The 23,603-nt window shown below is 50.0% G+C and carries 15 protein-coding genes; 6 read left to right on the plus strand and 9 right to left on the minus strand.

What is annotated here, in order from left to right; translation table 11 throughout:
• Positions 1–77: 77 nt before the first annotated feature.
• Positions 78–2,330: a TonB-dependent receptor gene (locus J0A65_RS15730; protein WP_206595277.1), complete on the minus strand. Its 2,253-nt coding sequence runs from the start codon at positions 2,328–2,330 to the stop codon at positions 78–80.
• Between the two features lie 255 nt (positions 2,331–2,585).
• On the opposite strand from J0A65_RS15730, the gene J0A65_RS15735 reads away from it, so the two are divergent.
• From J0A65_RS15735 to J0A65_RS15750, 4 genes are read left to right on the plus strand one after another with little or no spacing between them, the layout of a single operon-like run.
• Positions 2,586–3,881 carry a GntP family permease gene (locus tag J0A65_RS15735; RefSeq protein WP_206595278.1) on the plus strand — a complete coding sequence of 432 codons (1,296 nt, stop codon included), beginning with the start codon at positions 2,586–2,588 and terminating at the stop codon, positions 3,879–3,881.
• A 50-nt stretch (positions 3,882–3,931) separates the two neighbouring features.
• A complete protein-coding gene (locus J0A65_RS15740; protein WP_232850001.1) occupies positions 3,932–5,077 on the plus strand; it encodes an E22 family MetX-like putative esterase in 1,146 nt (381 codons plus the stop codon).
• Between the two features lie 2 nt (positions 5,078–5,079).
• Entirely contained in the window at positions 5,080–6,075 is a 996-nt protein-coding gene (locus tag J0A65_RS15745; RefSeq protein WP_206595280.1) for an extracellular catalytic domain type 2 short-chain-length polyhydroxyalkanoate depolymerase, read from the plus strand.
• Positions 6,075–6,839, plus strand: a complete 765-nt coding sequence (locus J0A65_RS15750; RefSeq protein WP_206595281.1) for a 3-hydroxybutyrate dehydrogenase — start codon at positions 6,075–6,077, stop codon at positions 6,837–6,839. The genes J0A65_RS15745 and J0A65_RS15750 overlap by 1 nt, the downstream gene beginning before the upstream one ends.
• 64 nt (positions 6,840–6,903) lie before the next feature.
• Here the strand turns inward: J0A65_RS15750 and topA are convergent, their stop codons facing one another.
• Entirely contained in the window at positions 6,904–9,540 is a 2,637-nt protein-coding gene (gene topA, locus J0A65_RS15755) for a type I DNA topoisomerase (protein ID WP_206595282.1), read from the minus strand.
• A gap of 584 nt (positions 9,541–10,124) precedes the next feature.
• Between topA and astB the strand changes: the two genes are divergently transcribed.
• On the plus strand, positions 10,125–11,462 hold the full coding sequence (gene astB, locus J0A65_RS15760; protein ID WP_206595283.1) for an N-succinylarginine dihydrolase: 1,338 nt from the start codon (positions 10,125–10,127) through the stop codon (positions 11,460–11,462).
• Positions 11,463–11,604: 142 nt separating this feature from the next.
• Here the strand turns inward: astB and J0A65_RS15765 are convergent, their stop codons facing one another.
• The 3 genes from J0A65_RS15765 to J0A65_RS15775 form a co-directional block, all read right to left on the minus strand.
• Complete coding sequence (locus J0A65_RS15765) at positions 11,605–12,090, minus strand: VOC family protein (RefSeq protein ID WP_206595284.1); 486 nt, start codon at positions 12,088–12,090, stop codon at positions 11,605–11,607.
• Between the two features lie 198 nt (positions 12,091–12,288).
• Positions 12,289–12,690, minus strand: a complete 402-nt coding sequence (locus J0A65_RS15770; protein WP_206595285.1) for a hypothetical protein — start codon at positions 12,688–12,690, stop codon at positions 12,289–12,291.
• Positions 12,691–12,914: 224 nt separating this feature from the next.
• Complete coding sequence (locus J0A65_RS15775; RefSeq protein WP_206595286.1) at positions 12,915–14,372, minus strand: glyceraldehyde-3-phosphate dehydrogenase; 1,458 nt, start codon at positions 14,370–14,372, stop codon at positions 12,915–12,917.
• Between the two features lie 212 nt (positions 14,373–14,584).
• On the opposite strand from J0A65_RS15775, the gene J0A65_RS15780 reads away from it, so the two are divergent.
• Positions 14,585–15,379: a DUF2989 domain-containing protein gene (locus tag J0A65_RS15780; protein ID WP_206595287.1), complete on the plus strand. Its 795-nt coding sequence runs from the start codon at positions 14,585–14,587 to the stop codon at positions 15,377–15,379.
• Between the two features lie 94 nt (positions 15,380–15,473).
• Here the strand turns inward: J0A65_RS15780 and gndA are convergent, their stop codons facing one another.
• From gndA to malQ, 4 genes are all read right to left on the minus strand, one after another.
• On the minus strand, positions 15,474–17,006 hold the full coding sequence (gene gndA, locus J0A65_RS15785; protein ID WP_206595288.1) for an NADP-dependent phosphogluconate dehydrogenase: 1,533 nt from the start codon (positions 17,004–17,006) through the stop codon (positions 15,474–15,476).
• A gap of 86 nt (positions 17,007–17,092) precedes the next feature.
• Positions 17,093–19,162, minus strand: a complete 2,070-nt coding sequence (gene glgX / locus J0A65_RS15790; RefSeq protein ID WP_206595289.1) for a glycogen debranching protein GlgX — start codon at positions 19,160–19,162, stop codon at positions 17,093–17,095.
• The gene (gene glgB / locus J0A65_RS15795; RefSeq protein WP_206595290.1) at positions 19,146–21,335 is read right to left on the minus strand and encodes a 1,4-alpha-glucan branching protein GlgB; all 2,190 of its coding nucleotides are present in this window, start codon (positions 21,333–21,335) and stop codon (positions 19,146–19,148) included. Before glgB ends, glgX begins: the two co-directional genes overlap by 17 nt.
• A 13-nt stretch (positions 21,336–21,348) precedes the next feature.
• Positions 21,349–23,559 (minus strand): 4-alpha-glucanotransferase, encoded by a 2,211-nt coding sequence (malQ, locus tag J0A65_RS15800; protein ID WP_206595291.1) that lies wholly within the window; start codon positions 23,557–23,559, stop codon positions 21,349–21,351.
• Positions 23,560–23,603 lie beyond the last annotated feature (44 nt).

Here is a 23,603-nt window from a genome sequence, read left to right on the forward strand (position 1 = left end):
GTGACCCTAACTATCTTTCAGGTTGGCAATCAGATCAAGAAGGGGCGGAAAATCCGCCCCTGTTAATTTCCTGTCGATTAGAAACGATAACCTACTGTCAGGCTAATAGTTCTTGGGTCACCGTAGTACGCAGCCAGGGTGGTATCGCCACCAAATCCTGGCAGATAACTGCCATCTGGATTAATGCCGCCCACGAAGGAATATCCACCTACCATATACTCCTCATCGGTCAGGTTTTTAGCATGCAGTCCGGCATACCAGTTTCCTTCCACACTCTCCCAACTAACGCTCAAATTCACCATACCGTAGCCATCCTGCTTAAGAATAGGATTATCTTCAAACAAGATGTAATCATCGCGATAATAGTAACCACCGTTAAACACAACAGGGCCAAAGTCGGTGTCCAGGGCATATTTAGCCGCCAAAGATATTGTGTAATCAGGCGTATTTGAAAGACCCACTAGCGGCGTGCCTATACTTTCATCCTGCTCCAGCTCGGCATCCATATAGCCCAGCGCCAAATCAAAGCTGAGGTTATCAGTAGCCACATAAGTCATTTCAGCTTCGAGCCCCTTCACTTTTGACTTAGCGGCATTACCCAGGTTCTGACCCAATATGGTGGGATCATTAGGATCCGCTTCCACTACAATATATTGCCTGTCTTTATGGTTCAGCCAGAACAACGTGACATTGGTACGCCACTGTTGATTCCAATCTTTCTTCATACCGAACTCAACGGAGTCAGCCACTTCCGGATCTGCCGCTCGCTCGTTTGTACTTGCTCGAGGATTGAATGTGCCGGATTTAAAGCCTTGCGAATAGCTGGCGTAGAACATGGTGTCACGATCCATCTGATACTCAACACCAATGCGGGGGGTAAAGCGATTCCAACTGGCCGTTTTAGGTGCATCTAGCACGCCGTCACCATCGCTATCCACACCCAGACTCATTGGCACCCCAGTTCCAGGTGCTCTTGTATAACCCTCAACCCAGTCGCTATTGGGATAAGCTACTCCCGGCAGGAAACCGTAGTATACGCTGGCCTCTTTCTCTTCTTTGGTGTAACGCGCTCCGACCGTCAGCGAGAGTTTTTCTGATATATCAATACTGCTTTGCGCATAAGCGGCATAGGCCTCACTGTTGTTACAACCCGCCGTTTCCAAGGTGACACCAAGCCCCCCTAAAATGGCATCAAATACACCACAGGACTCGCTGTCATAGGCATATAAACCGCCGACTAAACTGAAGCCTTCACCCTGATAATTGGCCTGTAATTCATGACTGGTGTTTTCATCGTCATACACAGCCGGTACATCAAATAGATTAATGCCTGTATTATCAAAGTCGATATTGGTGGGTGAATCGCTCTTTCTAGAGGCACCAATGTACTTAAGAGATAAGTCATCGTTGACATCCCAATTCACCATCAGGCTAATGCCCTCCAACTCCACCTTATTCCAGGTTGGTAGGCTGGTGTAGGAGTCATACTTGTTATCTGGAATAGGCGCGTCAGTGAGTAAACTGGGCACTAAGCGATAACCGCCTTTGGCGTTGGAGTCATCGGTGGTTTTATCCCAGTTTAAGCGCATAAACCAATCATCACTGGGATGGAACTCCAAGGTAACCCGGGCGGCTTTGATATCTTTATTGTAGTTTTCCTTATCTTCGCCATTCGGGGCAACCAGGAAAGCACCAAAACCGTCTCGGTTTAAGTCACCATAGCCAAAACCGAGAAACAATTTATCCTCAATCAACGGGATCTGCCCGGTCAGCTTAATATCACGCTGACTAAAACTGCCCACCGTTGCTTCGGCATTAAACTCAGTTCCGCCTGACATCTCCTTCGTAACGTATTTAACCGCACCACCGACGGTATTTTTGCCGTACAAGGTCCCCTGAGGACCCCGCAATACCTCAATACGCTGTACATCAAGCAGGTCCAGCACCGCCCCTTGAGGGCGCGCCATATAGACATCATCAATATAAATACCCACTCCAGGCTCATAACCCCAAAGCGGGTCTTGCTGCCCAACACCACGAATAAAGGCCGTCAGTGTAGAGTTTGTTCCCCGACTGGTCTGTAATGTGGTGTTAGGAGAAAACTGCTGAACCTCCGTCAGCACAGAAATACCCTTTTCGGTTAATTCCATCGCACCAATTGACGTAACAGCAACCGGTACTTCCTGAATGTTTTCCACCGTCTTACGGGCGGTAACTTCGATACGCTCCAACCCTTTGGCAGCTTTCTCCGCCTCCTGGGCTACAGCAGGTAAACTGGCTAATGCGGCCGCTACGGCCAGGGCGCAGGATGTTCTATTTGAGAGTTTCATATGCTTTATCTTCCCATGCTTGCAATCTGGTTGTTGGTTTTTTGTTGCATTTGTTAACAAGGTCATGGGTACTCTAGAACAAAGTGGCGAAAAGGTATTCTGTACCATAGTACTATGGGCGCTGCCCGCCTCCTGGCTCACAATCCTTGTGTCCTGTATTTAGTTAACAAAGGTCACCGGAGTAAGGACTGTGTTCCCGCTGCTCCAAGGTTAACGAACCTGACAGATAACAGGTATACGAATAAAGGACAGCTTATGTTGAGTTTAATAGGTCTGGTCGGTGGTCTGGTACTGCTGATAATTCTGACCATTCGCGGAATGAACCTGTTTATTGCCGCGCCGCTTTGCGCCCTGATAGTCGCGCTGACCAGTGGTTTACCGGTGTTTATTGGTGACGGGAACTTTGTCGTCACTTATATGAATGGTTTCTCCGGTTTCATTGCCTCGTGGTTTTTTATGTTTTTGCTCGGCTCTTTGTTCGGCAAATTTATGGAAGACACTGGTGCAGCCGATGCGGTAGCCCGCTGGATTATAGATAAACTAGGTATGCAACACGCCGTTGCCGCCGTAGTTTTGGCCTGTGCCATCTTAACCTACGGCGGTGTCAGTGTGTTTGTGGTGGCCTTTTCGGTCTACCCTATGGCGCTGAGTTTGTTTAAAGACGCCAATCTGCCCCGACGCTTTATTCCAGCGGCTCTGGCGTTCGGCTCAGTGACCTTTACCATGACCTCGGCCGGCTCCCCCGAAATCCAAAACTGGATCCCCATAAAGTACCTGGGTACCTCACCTTTTGCGGCTTGGGAAGTCAGCTTAGTGGTGGCCATCTTTATGGCAAGTTTCGGCTACTGGTGGCTAAAGCGCATGATTGGCAAAGCCGTTGCCAACGGCGAGGCCTTTGACGCCAAACCTGAAGACCCGGTGATTGCCGAACGTGACTACCCGCACCCATTGACAGGCCTGTTTCCGCTCTTGGTGGTGCTGATCTTGTCCTTTACCTTGCATGAAAGCCTGCAACAGATGGCACTGATTGTAGCTCTGGGCGGCGGGGTACTGACCCTGATGGTGATTAACTACAAACACTTCCATAACCTCAACGCCGCCATTGGCATGGGTACCACAGGCGCCTTAGTGGCCATTGGCAATACCGCCGCCGTGGTGGGCTTTGGCACTATTGCCAAGTCCACCGCCGCTTTTCAATCGGCAGTGGAAGTCATGACCAGTCTGCCCGGCAATGAATTAATCGGTGCCGCAGTGGCGGTCAGCGTAGTGGCAGGTTTAACCGGCTCTGCTTCAGGCGGCCAGGCCATCGCCCTGCCCTTAATCGGTCCTCACTATATGGATCAAGGTGTGGATCCCGAGCAACTGCACCGCATTGTGTCTATTTCATCAGGGGCGCTGGATTCCCTGCCGCACAACGGTTATGTGGTCACCACCATTCGTGCTATCTGTCATGAAACCCATCAACGGGCTTACTGGTCAGTGGGCGCATTGACGGTTGTGGTACCGCTGATCGGACTGGCCATGGCCGTTGCCCTGTTTAACTGGTTCTAGGAGTGAAAATCAACATGCGTTTAACCCAAGGAAAATGGTGGATTGCACTTATGCTGCTGCTTCATACCCAGTGCTTTGCTTCAGAGCTGCTAACCCAAAAGCAGCGCTTTGAACTCCCTGAATTTACTACTTTTGGTGGCAAAACCATCAAGCAGTTGCAAGTCGGCTATGAAAGCTATGGCTCGCTCAATGCTGACAAATCTAATGTGATTTTGATTACTCACTTTTTTTCCGGTAGCTCCCATGCGGCCGGAAAATATCAGCCTGATGATGCAACCCCAGGCTACTGGGAAGCCATTATCGGCCCGGGCAAGGCCATAGATACCAACAAGTTCTTTGTGCTGAGTGTCGACACCTTAGTTAACTTCAACGCCCATGACCCCAATGTGATCACCACAGGCCCTGCTACCATCAATCCGGATACAGGTAAGCCATGGGGTCTTGCCTTCCCTGTGGTCACTATCCGTGATTTTGTCAATGTGCAAAAAGCTCTGCTTGAGTCCATGGGCATCACCAAGCTGTATGCCGTTGCAGGCCCCTCTATGGGCTCAATGCAGGCGCTGGAGTGGGCAACCACCTATCCGGATTGGATACCCCGTATGATTTCTGTCATAGGCGCCGGGCAGTCCGATGCCTGGACAGTGGCGGCGCTTGAACAATGGGGTCTACCCATTAAGTTGGATCCTAACTGGAATCAGGGTAACTATTATCAAGGCGAGGCACCACTGGCAGGCTTAACCACGGGGCTGATGCTACTTACCCAGCAAGCGTTGTATCCGGATTTTATCAATAGCAGCAACCCACAGCACCAAAGCCTGGAAGAAGCCCCTTTGGCTGATATTCACCAATCCCATCAGGTGGTGAACTGGCTACGCAATATGGCAGCAGCCAGGGCCAAAGTTACCGACGCCAACCATGTGCTCTACTTGATACGTGCCAGTCAGCTGTTTTTGGCCGGTCAGGACAAACCGCTGGCCGAGGCCATGCAACAGGTAAAAGCCAAAACCCTGTTTATTCCGGCCAGCCATGACTTGCTGCTAATGCCCTACTTAGCCGAGCAGCCCCATCAAGCGCTGCTTGCGGCAGGTAAAAATTCCACGCTTGTACCAATTGTCGGCCCTATGGGCCATCTGGATGGCGTAGCCAACATCAGCCAGGTGGCCGACCAAATCCAACGTTTTCTTATGCAGGATTAATCATGAAGACATCACTGATTCGTACCCTGGCTTTATCTGCACTGACCAGCTCTTTGGCATACGCAGAGGTACCTAAACTTAATCTGGACATCCAGCAGATTACCTTGTCCGGTCTATCCAGTGGCGGCTATATGGCCAGCCAGTTTCACCTGGCCCACAGCAACTGGGTCAGCGGTGTCGGGGTTATTGCTGCCGGTCCTTACTATTGCGCCCGTAACAGCATTCTGACTGCGCTGAATCAATGCGTGAACAAACAGGAAGGGGCAATCCCGCTTGAGGACATTCAAGCCACCCTGGATGGCTGGCGCAGCGAAGCCTTGGTTGACCCGGCCGAGGGACTAAAAGGCGACAAAGTGTGGCTGCTGCGCGGCACCCTGGATGAAAAGATCATTCAGCCTGTGGCCGATGCACTGGCTGAGCAATATCAAGGCTGGGTTGGTGAAGCGCAGGTTAGGTATCTTAGCGACAAGCCATTTGCCCACTTGTTCCCTACCAAGGAGCAAGGCAGCGAATGCGGTACCTCTAAGTCACCTTTTATTGGCAACTGTGGTTTTGATGCCGCCAGCGACATGCTGAGTTTTATCAGCCCGGATGCCAGTGAACATAGCGTGGACAAACCCGGCGATCTCATCAGTATTGACCAACAAAAACTCGGTGGAGAGCATGCCTCCGGTATGGCCGACCAGGCATTTTTATACATACCGGCTAATTGTGCCGCAGGCCAGTCCTGTCAGGTGCATGTGAGCTTTCATGGCTGCAATCAGAATATTGAAGCCGTAGGCAACGACTATGCCCGTCTCACCGGTATCAACCAATGGGCCGACAAACACAATACTGTGGTGCTTTATCCGCAAACCAAGCAGTCCACCCTGATGCCTCTGAATCCACAAGCTTGCTGGGATTGGTGGGGTTATACCAACGACAAATATGCCACCAAGCAAGGTCCGCAGATTCAGGCCGTGGAACACATGATTAACGCATTGGCGGGAGTAAACTAATGCAGCGTACAATTTTCATTACCGGCGGCGCCAGTGGTATAGGTTTGGGTATCGCTCAACATCTCGGCACACTGGGGCACCAATTAGTTATCGCGGATATTCAGTTAGACGCCGCTGAGCGCGCTTGCCAGCAACTGAGCGCAGAGGGGATCAATGCCAGGGCAATTGCGCTGGATGTGGCCGATGCAGCACAAATTGCCAGCCTACCCGAGCGCCTTGCCCCCCTTGAAGTGGATGTATTAATCAACAATGCCGGAATACAACATGTATCACGCCTTGAGGACTTTCCCCCAGCCAAGTGGCAACAGCTTATCAACGTGATGCTGGTTGGCCCGGCACTGCTAACCCAAACGTTTTTACCCGGTATGCGAGCGCGTAATTTTGGTCGCATTATTAACGTCGGCTCTATTCACTCATTGGTGGCATCTCCCTACAAATCCGCTTACGTGGCCGCAAAACACGGTTTGCTAGGCTTTGCCAAAACCATGGCGCTGGAACTGGGTGAGCAGAACATCACCATTAATACCTTGTGCCCTTCTTATGTAAAAACCCCGCTGGTTGAACAGCAAATCGCTGCACAGGCCAGGGAAAATGCCATGAGTGAAGAAGAGGTGGTAAACAAAATCATGCTCGAGCCTATGCCGAAGAAGGCCTTTATTGGCATTGATGAACTGGCTGGCAGCGCCGCGTTTCTGCTGTCTGATGCGGCCAAAAACATTTGTGGTCAAACACTGGTATTAGACGGTGGCTGGACTGCTCGCTAACGCGAACACACTGTTAAAAACAAAAATGCCGGCAAGTCGCCGGCATTTTTTTATTGTCTATCTGTTAGGACTTTTTACGTTTGTCGTCTGATGACCATTTACCATCTTTAAACCAGGCACTCCAGCCAGTGGCTTTACCCTCGGGGGTTTCGGTCATCACGTATTGCTGTTTGGTCTTACGTGAAAAACGCACCAGAGCCTTATTGCCATCTGGATCCTGCTTGGGTGCATCAGCCAGATAGAAGAATTTCTCAGGCAGACGGTCTCTAAAACGCGCCAACTCTTCCACCAGCGGTGCGCGGGTTTCCCTGGATTTAGGGAAGTTATGTGCCGCCAGGAAAATACCGGACGCCCCATCCCGCAACACAAAATGCGCGTCAGACTTGCTGCAAGGCAGCTCTGGCAAATCAACCGGGTCTTCCTTAGGCGGAGCCGCCTCACCATTTCTCAGTAGCTTACGGGTATTCTTACAGGCCTCGTTGGTACAGCCGAAGTATTTGCCGAAGCGGCCGTTTTTCAGCTCCATATCAGCGCCACAGCGATCACACTCAAGCAGCGGGCCGTCATAGCCTTTGATCTTGAAGGTACCCTGCTCTACCGCAAAGCCCTTACAAATCGGCGTGTTACCACAAACATGCAGCTTGCGCCCTTCATCAATCAGATAACTGTCCATGGCGGTACCACACAAATCGCAGCGACGCTTGGCACGCAGCACTTCGGTTTCCAGCTCATCGTCATCTTCCACCTTAACCACTTCGTCACCAGAGGTGAGGTTCATGGTATGTGTACAGCGCTCTTTAGGCGGCAAGGCATAGCCCGAACAGCCCAGGAACACCCCAGTACTGGCAGTACGAATGGTCATTGGCCGGCCACACTTGGCACAGGCAATGTCAGTCATCACCGCTTCATTGGAACGCATTCCGCCTTCGTCGGACGGTTTTTCGGCTTGCAGCAACTTCTGGTAGAAGTCACCATAAAATTCATTCAGCACCTGTTTCCAAAACAGCTTGCCTTCGGCAATTTCATCCAGATGCTGTTCCATATTGGCGGTAAAGTCATAACTGATCAGATCCTGGAAATTCTCCATCAACCTGTCATTGACGATCTCACCCATTTTCTCGGCGTAAAAGCGCTTATTTTCCTGACGCACGTAGCCGCGGTCCTGAATAGTCGAAATGATACTGGCGTAAGTAGACGGGCGGCCAATACCCCGTTTTTCCAGCTCTTTTACCAGTGAGGCTTCACTGAAACGTGCAGGCGGCTTGGTAAAATGCTGCTTGGGATCCAGCTTATCCAGCGCCAGTACTTCACCTTCTTTAACATCGGGCAGGGTCAGATCATCATCGCCTTTACCCCGCACTTGTGGCTGCACACGGGTCCAACCGTCAAACTTCAGTACCCGACCTTTGGCATTTAGTTCAAACTCGCCAGCCTGCACACGAATGGTGGTGGCGTCATACTTAGCCGGGGTCATCTGACAGGCTACAAACTGACGCCAGATCAGTTCATATAAACGCTGCGCATCACGCTCCATATCCGATAAAGAATCAGATTTAACCTGTACGTTAGACGGACGAATGGCCTCGTGAGCTTCCTGAGCCCCCTCTTTGCTGCCATAACGCAGCGCTGAGTCGGGCAGATAGGCTTTACCAAAATTGTCCTGGATAAAGTCACGACAGGCGTCCACCGCTTCACCGCTTAAGTTGGTCGAGTCGGTACGCATATAGGTAATGTGGCCGGCTTCATATAAGCGCTGCGCCATCATCATAGTTTTCTTCACCCCAAAGCCCAGACGTGTGCTGGCTGCCTGTTGCAGGGTTGAGGTAATAAACGGCGCGGATGGACGACTTTGGGTAGGCTTAGATTCGCGGCTGACCACTTCATAGCGGGCGTTTTCCAGCAGTGACACAGCAGCTTGTGTTTGCGCTTTATTCACCGGCTTAAAGGCTTCACCCGCCTGCTTCACCACTTGCATGCGTAAGGCGTGTTTAGCCTGGCTATGCAGATCAGCGTGTATGTCCCAGTATTCTTCAGGAACAAAGGCTTTAATTTCGCGCTCGCGTTCCACCACCAGACGCACGGCCACAGACTGCACACGGCCAGCGGATAAACCACGGGCAATTTTTTTCCACAGTAGCGGGGAAACCATAAAGCCCACTACACGATCCAGAAAACGTCTGGCCTGCTGGGCATTGACTCTGTCCATATTGACTTCACCCGGCTGGGCAAAGGCATCTTTAATGGCGTTTTTGGTGATCTCATTGAACACCACACGCTTAAAGGTTTTATCCTTCTCGCCAATCAGCTCACGTAAATGCCAGGCAATAGCCTCTCCTTCTCTATCCAAGTCCGTTGCGAGGTAGATAGTGTCTGCATTCTTGGCCAGCTTTTTCAGCTCACTGACGACCTTTTCCTTGCCGGTCAGGGTTTCATAGTGGGCTTCCCAGTCATTTTGTGGGTCTACGCCCATACGATCGACCAGTTTCAGGTACTCGTAATGGCGAAGATAGGCTTCCCGCTTTGCATCGGACATTGCCTTGAGTTCTTTGCTGGACTTTTTGCCCGGTACATTGCCCAGGGCTTTGGTTGGCAGGTCCCGAATATGCCCAACACTGGATTTGACGATAAAGTCACTACCTAGGTACTTATTAATTGTTTTGGCTTTTGCAGGGGACTCGACTATTACCAGGGATTTTGCCATATAACCTTTTGCTCTTAATTCTTCATGCTAGCTTCCCTATCCGAGGAAGCATTAAATACGCCGTTTTCGTGCTTGGCGCTGAGTGTATTTTTTAGATATATCCACAATAAGAGAGGAAAACAAGATTTACTTCCGTTCGTCTTCCTTTATATACCACCGGCTTACATTTGACTTACCAGTGATTATCATCTTTGCGTTCTTCTATATTCGGGGGCGATTCTCGTTAACCCGAGCCCATAACGCAAGTATTCAATTTTCTTAAAGGTATCCGAATTCCGCTAAATTGCTTAAATATCCAGCATCAGAAAGAAATTTTTTAATTTTTTTTCATCTGCAGAGTTATTCGCCCCAGAACTGCTAAGCTATTGAATAGTATAGAAATGCATTGTTAATTATGCGCCTAGACAGTGGCTTTATTCATCCTTAACCAACCACTATGCATCGGGAGGCACTTAAGCCCAGGGTGCACATTTGGCAGAGACATAAGAAAACCTTATAGTGGCCCCGTCTTTTGCCCGCAGCCATTAGCAGAGATTATTGCTGGCGCAGGAATGCTAACCCCTAAGCTTGGAATCGGATAGACAATGAAACAGTTTGAAGTAAATTTCGACGGACTTGTAGGTCCAACGCATAATTACGCAGGCCTGTCCTTCGGTAACGTGGCATCACTGAACAATGCCAAGTCAACCAGCAGCCCTAAACAAGCCGCCAAGCAAGGCTTGCTGAAAATGAAGGCATTGGCCGATATGGGCATGCTACAAGGGGTACTGGCACCGCAAGAGCGCCCAGATATCTTAACCCTGCGCAGACTGGGCTTTACTGGCACCGATGGCCAGGTACTGGAAAAGGCCGCCAAACAAGCACCCGCCATTTTCCTGGCTTGCTGTTCAGCCAGCAGCATGTGGACTGCCAATGCTGCCACCGTGTCACCCAGTGCCGATACTGCTGACGGACGTGTGCATTTCACTCCAGCCAATCTGACAAACAAATTTCACCGCTCGCTGGAGCCTGAAGTCACGGGCAATATCTTAAAAGCAACGTTCGCCGACGAACGTTTCTTCCAGCATCACGCGCATTTGCCAGACAACGAACACTTTGGTGATGAAGGTGCGGCCAACCATACACGTCTTTGCAGCGATTATGGCCATGCCGGGGTGGAAATTTTTGTCTATGGCCGCTATGCCTTCGACAGCAGCAAACCCGCCCCTACCCGCTTCCCTGCCCGTCAGACTCTGGAAGCCTGTCAGGCCGTCGCTCGCTTGCATGGCTTAAGTGATGAAGGTGTGGTGTATGTGCAGCAAAATCCCGACGTAATAGATCAGGGTGTATTCCATAATGATGTAATAGCCGTGGGTAATCGTAACGTGCTGTTCTACCATGAGCAGGCATTCCACAATACCCAGGCAGCGCTGGCCGAGATCCAGCAAAAATATGGCGACGATAAGCTGCACTTTATTCAGGTGAATACCAGTGATGTCAGCGTTGAAGATGCGGTAAAAACCTACCTGTTTAACACCCAGATTATCAGCCTGCCCAATGGTGAGATGGCCATTATTGCCCCCACCGAATGTCAGGAAAATCCAGCGGTTGCTCGCTATCTGGATAAGCTGGTCACATTAGGTACACCCATCAAGCAAGTTCACTTCTTTGATGTTAAGCAAAGTATGCGAAATGGTGGCGGCCCGGCTTGTCTGCGCTTACGTGTCGCCCTGACCGACAAAGAAGTAGATGCCGTCAACCCCAACACCTTAATCAATGATGGCCTGTTTGAACGCCTGAATCTTTGGGTGGACAAGCATTACCGCGATGTCCTGAGCGTTGATGACCTGCGTGACCCACAGCTGCTGAGCGAATCACGCAGTGCCCTGGATGAACTGACCCAAATTCTGAAACTGGGCTCTGTGTATCCCTTCCAGCGCTAATCAGCCAACGCATTGAAAAACAGCGGGTCTAATACCCGCTGTTTGCTTATGGCCGTGCCCCTGTTCTGTGACAAGCCAACAATCACTGTGTGCTGAGCTCCGCCACCATGGTCTACCCTATCATCAGACCGGCTCCCCGTTTTTATCCTCGAAAGGCCGCTTCTATGGCTGCTATATCAATTTTCTTCATAGTCATCATGGCATTAAACGCACGTTGAGCAGCCTGTCGATCAGAACTAGTGTAGGCGTTGGTCAGCGCAACCGGGGTGATTTGCCAGGAAATCCCCCATTTGTCTTTGCACCAGCCACACTCGCTTTCCTGGCCGCCATGACTCACTATGGCATGCCAATAACGGTCGGTTTCTTCTTGATCTTGTGTGGCCACTTGAAACGAAAAGGACTCGTTTGGTTGCACCCCTGGCCCGCCATTCATGCCAAGGCAGGGAATACCCATCAGACTAAACTCCACCGTTAGTACATCCCCTTGCTGTCCTGCTGGATAGTCTCCAGGTGCACGATGCACGGCTTTAACAAAAGAATCTGGAAAAATATCAGCATAAAATCGCGCCGCTTCCTCTGCTTCACGTTCATACCAGAGGCAAATAGTGTTTTTGGCAATGTCGGTCATAGTGGTTTCTCCTTATGATTACAGACAACGAATATAAAACTCATTACTGCTTTAACGAATGGGCCACCTACAATTCGACATGCACAGCGATGATTCCGACCAGCCCCCCCTCTAACACAAGTTTTATTTAGATATGTTCAATAGGTATCCGAATCTGCTCACAATAGGTTCATCGGCATCGAACAATCGCCCTGTTGTCTAAATTTTTCTGAAAACGACAGTTCGATAAACAACATAAAGCATCAAAGCACCGCCAATAAGCGTGGCAAATAAGCTGGTGTAAGCCCCCGTAGACAGCCCCATATAGATAGCCACGCCAGCACCCGTCATATAGACAATACAAGCGGTTAGAAATTTATATGAAGGGGCTGTGATATATGGGAGCAGTACAACAAGTGCTGCCGCAAGCGCAGGAAAAAAGAGCAGTGAAACAGTCTCCACAGACTGCATATAAGGGGCAAAGCAGGTTTCTGAAATCAGATACTGAGTAGGACACAACGCTTCGGCAATCATTATGACGCCCATTCCCAAAAACAAGGCTATAAAGTACCCAACCAGAGAGACAGGTGCGACTAAAATCCACCGTAAAAACGTGCTCATAAACTGTCGAAAATCCTTTTACATCATTAGTCAAACATACCGACACGGATTTAACCTGTAAACGTGAAAAATAGCTTTATGTACTAGCAATATTCGGGTCTAAGGGAATGCTTTTTAGGGGTTTCGAAACGAACAGCCACAAAGATAAAACCGCAATCATTAAAAAAGGGTAAGGCATTGCTGCCTTACCCTTTTCTCTCGATAGCTACGAGTTTTAGTAAAAATTAGCCAATTTTTTTGCTGGCTGGCAGGGTTGGCACAGGATGACCTGCCATATCCTGCACCACGCGCATTACCTGGCAGCTATAGCCAAACTCATTGTCGTACCAAACATACAGCGTGGTGCGGTCGCCTTCGGCTATGGTGGCTTGTGAGTCAACTACTGAGGCAAAACGTGAACCGACCAGGTCACTGGATACCAGTTCTGTTGATGCGGTGTAATCAATCTGGTGCTGCAGATCAGAGAACAGCGCCGTTTTACGCAGAAACTCGTTGATGTCCTCGCGATTGGTTTCTTTATTCAGATTGAGATTCAGAATGGCCAGCGACACGTTAGGAGTTGGTACCCGGATAGCATTTCCCGTGAGCTTACCGGCTAGCTTAGGATAAGCTTTAGACACGGCCTTAGCCGCACCAGTTTCGGTAATCACCATATTCAGCGGCGCGGCACGACCGCGGCGTTCCGCCTTATGGAAGTTATCAATCAGGTTCTGGTCGTTAGTATAAGAGTGCACGGTTTCCACATGGCCATTCTTGATGCCATAGTGTTCATCCAGCGCTTTCAGTACCGGCGTGATGGCATTAGTCGTACAGCTGGCTGCAGAAACAATATTGTCACTTGCTTCAATATCACCCTGGTTAACACCGTATACGATGTTTTTGATGTCACCTTTACCTGGGGCTGTCAGCAACACTTTCTTAGCCCCTTTGGACTGCAGGTGCTGCGACAGACCATCGCGGTCACGCCACATACCCGTGTTATCAATCACAATGGCATTATCGATACCGTACTGGGTGTAATCCACCTCAGCCGGGCTGTTAGCATAGATCACCTGAATATAGGCGCCGTTGGCCTTAAGAGCGCTACGCTCTTTATCCACCGTGATGCTGCCATTAAATGGACCATGCACAGAATCACGACGCAGCAGGCTGGCACGCTTTTCCAGATCACCGTCTTTACCACCACGCACCACAATAGCACGCAGACGCAGTTTGTTATTTTTGCCATGACGTTCAATCAGTAAACGTGCCAATAAACGTCCGATACGACCAAATCCGTAAAGCACAACGTCCTGAGGTGCATGTTCATCATCACGGTCGACAATGTCAGCCAGCTCTTCACGAAGGTAAGTATGCAGCTCCTTACCCTTGCCTTCGCCGTAGTGATAGTTGTAAGCCAGTTTACCCAAGTCAATTTGCGCCGGAGCCAGCTTCATTTCGCTGATGGCTTCCAGTAAAGGCCAACTTTCACGCAGACGCAGCTTCTCCCCCGTATGCAGACGCACCGTGCGATGGGCCTTAATGATATCGATGCTGTTGGCGCCTAATAGCGGACGGCCGTATAACGTCACCTCAATGGCTTTGTCACGATGTAATTTGCCCAGCAAGGGTTGCATCTTTTCTGCAAACTCTTGTCTCTCCTGCCAGCTATTGAGTAACTCTTGTTCATGTTGATGATTCATGCACTCGACCTTTACGACTAAATTGAATGTTGTAGGGTTATGTTTGACAAGAGGCTTCTAAATTGGCCTGCTCCTTGGCATTGTCAAAAACGGCCGCTATTTTAATGAAACAAGGGACTGTCGCCAAATTGTGCTAAAGTTTCAGCTTTAAGCAAGATTGCTGATTTATAGAGAATTTATCGGTAAACTTTTTTCATTTTCCGGGAGTTATTATGGGCAGATTGTCGCCCCTGTTGTTGCTACTGGTATTGTCTGGCTGCGACACATTTAATCAGGTTAACGTCAAAGATATTTGTGAGCAGAATCCACAAATGTGCAGCGACTTAAATCCGGATGGTTGGTGCCGGGCCGAGAAGGCCAACATCATCAAGCACCGTTTTGAACAAAGCCACACTCCCACAGACAAGCTCAACTATGATCTGTTGCTGGACTTTGAGCAGTACAAAAAGTGTATCGCTAAAGCCTCTCAGATTGAGCACATCAAGCTTAAAGAAAAGAAAACGGAACGTGTCAAAGGTTTGCTTACCGCAGAGCGCGAGCTTAAACGTTTGGCAGCCGAAACCCGTGACTCCATGTCACCTCACCTCCTCTACTATCATTGGTCTCGCTTCCATAATGACGAAGCACTTAAGCACTTTTTGGAGTATGAAAAAACCAACCGCCTGCAATACCCTGAAATGCAAGTGGCACTGGCCACTTATTACATTAAATTCGACCGTCCCAAGACCATTCAACTCTTGTACCATGCGCTCGAACTGTATAAAGAAGGTGATGAAGTAGACCCGGAAATTTTTCGCAGCCTGACCAGCTTGTTTATGAAAGAAGAACAATACGACTGGGCGTATTTATGGGGTTTTGCGGGCCGCGAATTTGGTGTGGACGATCTGGATTTAACCAGCTTAGAGGCGCTGTTAATTCAGCAGTCCAGACAGCTTAAGCCTATCCAAAAACAAGCAGAATCTTATGTCGAGCTGATTGAACAGGGACAATTCTCAGCGCCGCAGTAATAGAAGATTTCCAGCGAATTCTGAAAGCCACTTTCAGAAAAATATTTATAAAAAAGCCAGCATTAAGCTGGCTATTTTTATTTACGCGACAATCTTAGCGTTTAATCGCCACTTGTGGCTGTCCCGGCAGACTCCACTCAATGTGAAATTTCTTGCCCTGCGGCTTATCAACCCGCTCAAAAGTATGGGCGCCAAAGTAATCACGCTGGCCTTGCAACAAATTAGCCGGTAACACCGCACAACGGTATGAATCATAGTAGTTCAGTGCAGAGGACATGGCAGCGCACGGGATCCCCATTAAGGTGGCATCCGCCACGGCCTGACGCCAATTACCCTGGAAGCTCTGGATCTGGCTGGCAAAAAACGGATCCAACAACAGGTTCGCCAAATTATCGTTCTGCTCGTATGCCTGAGTGATAGATTGCAGAAATACCGCACGAATAATACAACCCGCACGCCAAATTTTGGCAATCTGGGCAAAATCCAATTTCCATTCCTGCTCTTTACTGGCCATGGCCATCAATTGGAAGCCCTGGGCGTAAGCACAGATTTTTGAGCAGTACAGGGCATCATGCAGGTTTTGCACTGCGCGCTGTTTCTGTTCTTCTGTCAAGCTAACCTTAGCTGGGCCATGCAACACTTCAGCCGCTTTGGTACGTTCGTTCTTCAGACTGGAAATGCTGCGGGCAAATACTGCCTGAGTGATGGTCTGCGCTGGACTACCTACCTGCAAGGCGCTCACCGCGGTCCATAAACCAGTGCCTTTCTGGCCAGCTTTATCCAGAATAAGATCAACCAGCGGTTGGCCGGTTTCTTCATCCACTTTGTCCAGTACTTCAGCACTGATTTCAATCAGATAACTATTTAGCAGCCCCGCATTCCACTCACGGAATGTGGCAGCAATTTCGCCCGCTTGCATGCCCAGACCGTCGCGCATAATTTGGTAGGCTTCGCAGATAAGCTGCATATCGGCATATTCAATCCCGTTATGCACCATTTTTACGTAGTGACCGGCACCGACCGGGCCAATATAGGCCGCACAAGGCTCACCTTCTTTCACCGGCTTACCTGGGGTGTTGGATTCAATGGGTTTACCTGTGGCAGGATCGACTTTGGCAGCCACCGCTTCCCATACTGGCTTGATGCGGGTCCAGGCATAGGGATCACCGGAAGGCATCAGGGAAGGTCCGAATCTGGCACCGACTTCACCACCAGACACCGCGGTGGAGAAAAAGATAAACTTGCCTTTGTACTGCTTTTCACGCTCTACCGAGTCGGTCCACAGACTATTACCAGTATCTACGACGATATCATCGGCGCCGATGCCAGCATCAATTAAATGGTGACACACATGGTCAACCGGCTCACCTGCAGGTACAGACAGCACGATCAGACAGGGCTTTTTCAGTTTGGCCAGCAGTTCAGTGTATGAACGGCAACCCACTACACGTGCACTATCACCGGCGCGCTCTTTTTCATCCTGCGCGATGATGGCATCGATCTTGGTTTGGTCCAAATCAAAACAGGCAATACGATAACCGTTATCAGCCAGGTTCAGGGTTAAATTCTTCCCCATCACGCCCAAGCCAATAAAACCGATGTCACATAGTTGGTTGTCTTGCTGCATATTCAAGTCCTGTTATCTATGATTGGCGCAGGCGGCCCTGGAAAAATTGGCGGCGATTATACACACTCATTGCCAGCTTGTAACTTTCACTGGGCATTCAGCAAGCAAAGACTTTTATACGCCAGCGTAAAGCTATCCAGCATGCTAAACGGCGGCATCTCGCCCGGATGAGCATAGCGGGTATCCAATACCAAACGCCAACAGGCCTCACAACCTGGTAAGGTAAAGTTCACATCATGGTCACTGGCGTTAAACAACATAAGCCAATGTTCAGCTTGCGGCCCATCCCCTTTAAGTTCGACAGCAAAAGCCTGATTGTTGGTATCATGCCAATCGTCTTCCACCTTACGCTCACCGTCTGGCCGATACCAGCCCACTTTCGCCACGTTAAACTGCAGGCTGTAATGGTCGTCATGCAAATTCAGGTAGCTAAGCAACTCACTTTGCTTTCGAAGGCTGATTACCCCTGAACAAAAAGCCAGAAAATCCTGTTTACTCTGAGTCAGCTGCCAGTCAAACCAACTGATTTCATTGTCCTGACAATAGGCATTGTTGTTGCCTTGCTGTGTGCGGCTGAGCTCATCACCACCCAATATATGCGGAACGCCCTGAGAAAGCAGCAAGGTAGCAAACAGATTACGTTTTTGTCGTTCTCGCAAGGCCAAAATATGCTTATCACGGGTCAGCCCTTCCACCCCGTAATTGGCTGACAAATTATGCCCATGGCCGTCACGATTTTGTTCCAGATTCGCTTCATTATGCCGCTCGGCGTAACTGACCAAGTCCTGCAAGGTAAAGCCATCGTGATAGGTAATCATATTCACCGAGCTGGTAATGGCTCGCACATCTTTATGAAAAATATCCCTGGAGCCCAGCAAGCGCGTGGCAAAATCCCGGGTTTGGCCTTTATCTCCCCGCCAGAATGCCCTGACCTGATCGCGATACTTGTCGTTACATTCCTGCCAATGGGAAGGAAACTGGCCAAGGCGATAACCGCCAATGCCCAGATCCCAGGGTTCTGCGATGAGTTTGACGTTTTCCAGCACAGGATCTTGTCGCAGCGCCCGGAAAAATCCCGACTGGCCGGTAAAATCATAGGGGTCGCGTCCCAGGCTGGCGGCCAAATCAAAGCGAAAGCCGTCCACACCCATCACCTGCACCCAATAACGAAGGGCATCCATCACCAGCTTCATCACAAAAGGATGGGCGGTATTCACTGAATTTCCGCACCCAGAGTTATTCAGGTAGCGCTGATAGTCTGGAATACCAAATTCGTTGTGCTCAAACAGGTAAAAGGCTTGGTTATCGAAACCTTTAAAAGACAATATCGGGCCATCCACGCCTCCCTCTGCCGTATGGTTAAATACCACATCAAGAATCACTTCAATGCCGGCGCAATGCAGGCTGTGCACCATAGTGCGAAATTCACTGATGGGATCGTCAATGGCATAACGCGGGTCCGGGCAAAAGTAGTTAACCGGGTTGTAGCCCCAATAGTTAGTCAGGCCTTTGTTGGTAATGAAAGGTTCCGGCATAAAGGCCATTACCGGCATCAGTTGCACGGCCGTGACACCCAGCGCTTTGAGGTGCTCCAACACCACGGGCTCACAGACACCAAGAAACTTGCCTTGTCTGGCTTTAGGTACCTCGGGGTGCAACTGTGTCAGCCCTTTAACATGGGCTTCATAAAGTATGGTCTCTGCCGCTGAATAATTGGGCTTCTCCTCTGTGGGAAAATCCCCGCAAGGCTCACAAACCACACATTTTGGCAGCATGAACTGGCTATCGCCTTGATACTGCCGGCTGTTCCAAACCGCAGGTCGGTTGAGTTTCCTCGCGTAAGGATCGATCAGGAGCTTATCCGGATTAAAACAGTGGCCGGTTTCACTTTGCGATGAGCCATGCGCCCGGTAGCCATACAACTGTCCTTGCTGGATCCCTTCAACATGTCCATGCCAAATTTTACCGCTGCGGGTAGGCAACGGAATTTCCAGCAGTGGCTCCTCGGTATCCGCATGAAACAAACAAAGCACCACAGACTGGGCATTGGGTGCATGCACAGCAAAATTACAACCGCTGGCCGTCAGGGTGGCGCCCAGGGGTTTGGGCAAACCAATAGTAACCAGCTGTGATTCAGGCTCAGCTATCTTGCTCATAAATCAGATATAAAGTCGCTAAAGGTGGTAACTCAAGGGCCAGCGAATAAGGTTTATCATGCCACGCTTGCTCCTCTGCCTGATACTGCTTTTGCTGCGTAAAATCACTGCCCCAGTACTGGCTTTCATCGGTGTTCAGCAGCACCTGATATTGTCCTTTATCCAACACCCCGATACGAAATTCGCTTCTGGGCACCGGAGTGAAATTACAAATCACATAGACTTTCTGCCTGGCATCAGCAGATTTACGCACAAAGGCCAGAATGCTTTGCTCAGCATTATGATGATCTATCCACTCGAAACCATGGTTCTGATGGTCACATTCATAAAGCGCCGGGTAACGACAATAGATATGGTTCAAACTGCGGTACAGTGTCTGAATACCCTTATGTTTGTCGTATTCAAGCAAATGCCATTGCAGGCTGGCATCATGATTCCACTCCGCACTCTGGCCAAATTCATTGCCCATAAAGTTCAGCTTTTTACCCGGATGACCGAACATAAAGGCCGCATAACAGCGCAAATTAGCGGCCTGCTGCCATTCATCGCCCGGCATTTTTCTTAGCAGTGAGCCTTTGCCATGTACCACTTCATCGTGAGACAGGGGCAGAATAAAATTTTCATCGTAGGCATACACCATGGAAAAGGTCAGTTCATTATGGTGGTAACTACGATACGCCGGGTCTTTGGCAATATAATGCAAGGAATCATGCATCCAGCCCATATTCCATTTAAAACCAAAGCCCAGCCCATCTTCGTATACAGGACGTGATACCTTGGCAAAAGAGGTGGACTCCTCAGCAATGGTCATAATATTAGGAAAACGCCGGTACGCCTCTTGGTTCATCCAGCGCAATAGGCTGATGGCCTCGTAATTGTGATTACCGCCGTCCACATTGGGGATCCATTCCCCCTCATTGCGGGAGTAATCCAGGTACAGCATGGAGGCCACCGCATCCACCCGCAAACCGTCAATATGAAATTTATCCAGCCAGTACAAAGCACTGGCCACCAGGAACTGGCGCACTTCGTCCTTACCAAAATCATAAATGCAGGAATTCCAATCCGGGTGCCAGCCTTTGCGTGGGTCGGCGTATTCATACACATGGGTGCCGTCAAAGCGTGCCAGGCCGTGTCCATCTTCCGGGAAATGTGCCGGTACCCAGTCAATGATCACACCGAGCCCTGACTGATGGCATTGGTCGACAAAGTACTTAAAGTCATCCGGATCGCCAAAGCGGCTGGTGGGCGCGAACAACCCAACGGGTTGATAGCCCCAGGAGCCGTCAAAGGGGTACTCCGACACCGGCAATATCTCCAGATGGGTATATCCCATATCCTTCACATAAGGCAACAACGTCTTTACCAGCTCCCGATAAGACAAATACTCGCTGCCCTGCTCAGTGAACTTGCGTCGCCAGGAGCCTAAATGCACTTCATAAATGCTCATCGGCCGCTGATAGGGATTCTCCCCTTCACGTTGCCGCCAGGCGCTGTCCTGCCACTGATATTCTTGATGGTTATAGATAACTGAAGCATGGGAAGGATACTGCTCAGCCTGAAAGCCGATAGGATCGGCTTTATGCGGTAAGGCATTGCCGTGGCTGTCTTTAAGCGCATATTTATAGCGTTGTCCGGCCTTAAGGCCAGGCACAAACAGCACCCAATAACCTAAGCTGGTTTTTTGCATGGGGTGGGCCGATTCATCCCACCAGTTAAAGTCACCGATAACAGATACCGCCCGGGCATTCGGCGCATACACGGCAAAGCGGGTGCCGCTAACCGGCGTGGACAGCCCCTCGTCCAGGCTGATTAGCTGTGCCCCCAACTGTTGATAAAGATTTTGCGGGTCCTGATCAACAAAATGCACCGCATGGTAGGCCTGTTGCTGAAACTGGTAAGGGTCAATTCGCTCATAGCGCCCATTGCTGGTCAGTATATCCAGCTTATACAAACAGGCTGGCCAGTCGGCAACAAGCTCTAGTTCAAATAAGGCTGAATTGCCTTCACGGCGCATTCTGCCCAGAATCTCATTGGTATCAAGGGTCACCACATTGACTTCCAGCGCCCCAGGTAACCAGGCCCTTATGCGGGTAAATAACCCAGCCTTATGCACGCCTAACAGGCTAAAAGGTTCAGCACAAAGACGCTGTTGTAACTCCACTGACTGCATCCATAGTTCCTTATTAACGAGACGAATGTTGCGCGGCCTGTTGCCTTGCTTCGGTCAATTTTTCGCTCAGGGATTTGAGCGCAGGATCGGCAAACAAGGCTTCCAGCGTCGTGCTGAGCTTACGCCGCCAGTTGGGATATTCGTCACTGGTACCTGGCACATTCACCGGCGCATCCATTTCCAACCAATCTTCCAGTTGCAGACTGAGCAGTGCACTGCTGCCTTTGGCCATATGCAGCTGCATGCCCTGATTCAGTGCATTACTCATCCCCACTTCATCGACCTGTCCACTAATTGAAGCGGCGATACTGCGATGACCATGCAGAGAGTCGAGAATACGTTGTTTGTTATCGTGTCTGGCGTGGAATAGCCCCTGTAATAGCGCTTCTGAGGGGTACAAACCAAGTTGTTGTCCGAGTTCCAGGTCAAGACAATGCCAATAGCCAGTTAGCGTCGGCATATCGTGGGTGGTCAAGGTAGACATTGATTGAACCGGATAATGGGCTGGTGAATAAAAGCCGCCATCCTGAGCTTGTTCGAAGAAAAACACCCGATATGAATAAATACCGTTATCCGCTAATTTACTGCGGATAGCATCGGGCACCGTGCCTAAATCCTCGCCGATCACCATGACCTTATTACGCTGACTTTCCAGCGCCAAAATGCCCAAAAGATCGTCCACCGGGTAATACACATAACCTCCCTGTTTGGCGCTGTCGCCCTTTGCTACCCACCACAGTCGCAGCAACGCCATCACATGGTCGATACGTAAGGCTCCACAGGAACGCATATTGGCGGCAAACAAATCGATAATGGGCTGATATCCTTGCAGGTAGAGCTGCTGCGGATCCATAGGTGGCAGTCCCCAATTTTGCCCAAGCGGCCCAAGCACATCCGGCGGTGCACCAATACTGGCGTTGGTGGCATACAGGGACTGGTTACCCCAAATCTCAGCACTGCCTTCACTGACACCTACCGCCAGATCACGGTACAGTCCGATGCACATTGCATGTTTTTCCGCCACCTGATGGGCTTTTTCCAGTTGGCGCGCAGCCTGCCATTGTAAAAACTGATAGAACAACACTTGCTCAGCATGCTGCTTGGCAAATGCCTGAACTTTGGGTTTGTGAAATTCCGAATAGGCAGTTGGAAATACCGGCCATCCCCAATACGGTAGCCCTTGCGCTTTAAAATGCGCTTGCAGAGCTTCGTAAGTGGCAAGCATCTTAAGGCTTTCGCCACCTTCTTCGATAAAGCGATAAAAGCCCTTTGCCAGGGCTGAATTAGAAGCCAAATCACTGGCCTGAAACTGTGCGAATAAAGGTTCTAGTACGGCCAGTTTTAACTCGGTAACCAATTGATAATCGACATATTCACTGGCTCTCGCCTGCGATAGCTGTTGTTGAAACAGCGTCTGCTGACAGATGGATTGAATGCCAGGCTCATTAAAGCCTTCAATAGCCGTCACATCCAGATAAATAATATTCAGCCAGCGGCGGGATGAAGGGCTGTACGGACTACACGCGTCGGGGTTAGCAGGATACAAGGCATGGATCGGATTGAGTCCGATGAAATGCGCGCCCTGCCCTGCGGCTTTTTCGAGCAATTGGCATAAATCACTAAAATCCCCGACTCCCCAGTTATTTTCACTGCGCAGACAATATAGCTGTACACTTAGCCCCCACACTTTATCCCCATCGGCAATAGCGGGTGGTGTATAGCAAGCCGCTGGCGCAACAATCCAGCGCATCATGGCTAAAGTTTGCTCGTCCTCGGCCAATAATGAAAGTTGGTGGTATCCCGGCGGCAATGGGCTGTTAAAGCACAGTAAATACTCCTGAAACTCATCGTCCTGTACCTCACCGACATTGATCAGCTCACCGTCACTGGGAACTACGGGCTGGTCAATAACATCGCCACTCTCACAGCTTAGCCGTAACAGGTACCTGTCGTTAACCAGTTCTATAGGCAAACGTAAGGTAAATAGCAAAGGTTCGTCCACCCGGTTAACTTGCACAGGATCCAGCGCTCGCCACCAGACCTGCTGACGTTCCAGCTCCAGCTTGTCGACAAGCGCATTTTCGTTTTCGACCGGGTAGCCCATGGCAGCCAGCAGTTTGATTTTGCTGGCAGGGTCGATATGCGCCGGGTTCCCCCAGGCATCGATATAATCGGACTCAATACCTCTGATTTCTAACAGTCTATCGATAACAGATTGGTTCATGGGTTTCGAATCGCCATACTAAGGATGCAATCATCCGGTTGATG

The sequence above is a fragment of the Bowmanella yangjiangensis genome, assembly GCF_017255015.1.
GTDB lineage: Bacteria > Pseudomonadota > Gammaproteobacteria > Enterobacterales > Alteromonadaceae > Bowmanella > Bowmanella yangjiangensis.